This window comes from Haemophilus paraphrohaemolyticus (assembly GCF_002015045.1).
Taxonomy (GTDB): domain Bacteria; phylum Pseudomonadota; class Gammaproteobacteria; order Enterobacterales; family Pasteurellaceae; genus Haemophilus_A; species Haemophilus_A paraphrohaemolyticus.
Genome location: NZ_MUXX01000028.1, coordinates 1 through 1,558 on the forward strand (window position 1 = coordinate 1; position 1,558 = coordinate 1,558).

Here is a 1,558-nt window from a genome sequence, read left to right on the forward strand (position 1 = left end):
TTGAATATAAGCGGTTAGATGTAATAGGAAATAACTTACTGTATTCATTGAAATAATAGATTATGATTTTATATTGATTATTTCGTAAACCTTTATAACTCCCACTAAGGAAATAAAATGAAATCAGTAAAAACAGAATTGAAAAATCTAAAAAAGCTTATCGATAACAAAATCAACAAAGAGTATCAATGGTTAGATACGATTACCTCAGTTGAGATAATGCAGGAAATTGAACAGCTTTGTTCCTCATTGGATAAATTTGATGAAATAAATCGTCCGTTAGAAATTGCTTATGCTAAATATGTTTGCCTTAAACTCATTAAAAATCTTGAAAAGATAATTACCAAAGAGAGAAAGTCTAAACAATGGCCTAAAAGAGATACTCTTGCTTTTGTTGCTCACTTAATTAAGCTACGTTTAACCATTAAAGAACTTTATTTAATTGAAGTGAAAGGTGAATTACGGAGTGAGGAAGAGCGACAGGCAATTTCGGCAGATGTTACTAAAATTAAAGCAAATTTATCTGAGCATATTGCTTTAGAGGAACAACTGATTGAGGATAAACAGGAGCTTGCAAAATTACAAAGCACGCTTTCTACGTTACAAACCGCTTATGAAGAAGCACAGGAGCAAGCAGAACAAATTACTGAATGGCACACAGAATTATTGCCTATCAAAGATAATTTAGCTGCTGATTCTGATACTGCCAAAAAACTTTTGGGTAATATCAGCACTCTTGCTAATACAGCAGAACAAGCCAAACCTAAAATAGAACAATACCATAAGGAAATCGAAACAATGATCAAATTATTCAAAAAGCAGAAAGAAGAAATTCAAGAAATCATTGAAGATGCCAACCGTGCCAGTATGGCGGGTTCATTCAAAAAACAAGCTGATGACATTAATACTAAAATGAAATGGGCAGACGGATTTTTAATTGGCTCGCTGATTATCACTGCAGGTATTTCATTATGGGGGTTTAATTCCAGCTTGATTACCCAAACTATATCAGATGGAAAAGTCCAAACGACGTTCGATTGGATACAATTCTTTGCTAAATCAGCAATATCATTGCCTTTCTTGATTGTTGCGTGGATTAAATCCAAAGAGCGAGCCTATTTATTCCGCCTAAGAGAAGATTATGGCTACAAATATTCTTCGGCAATGGCATTTGAAGGATATAGAAAACAAGTTCAAGAGCAATCACCAGCATTGGAAGAGCAATTACTACAGATTGCAGTAGAGAATCTAGGTGCTAATCCGACAAAAGTCTTTGAAAAAGATCTTAAAAGTACACCTCTAGAAACCATCATTGATGGTGTAGGCAAACGATTTGACAAAGCCGTTGATGGAATTAAAGGACAAGTAAATGACATTCCCCAAAAGACCAAAGAATTGATTGATGAATAAAATCTAATTGACAACACCGCTAACATCGGATTATGATTACCGCACTATCTATTTCAGTCGGTTATTAAACGCTCCGATCAAAAAGCGGTTTTTTTGTACCTAAATTTTACAAATTCTTATATTTAAGCATTTAGTAAAATCAATGATC

The 1,558-nt window shown here is 33.7% G+C and carries 1 protein-coding gene; it reads left to right on the forward strand.

Translation table 11 applies throughout. From position 1 onward, the window contains the following. Window positions 1-117 precede the first annotated feature (117 nt). The gene (locus B0184_RS10340; protein WP_078177702.1) at window positions 118-1,410 is read left to right on the forward strand and encodes a hypothetical protein; all 1,293 of its coding nucleotides are present in this window, start codon (window positions 118-120) and stop codon (window positions 1,408-1,410) included. Window positions 1,411-1,558: the final 148 nt, after the last annotated feature.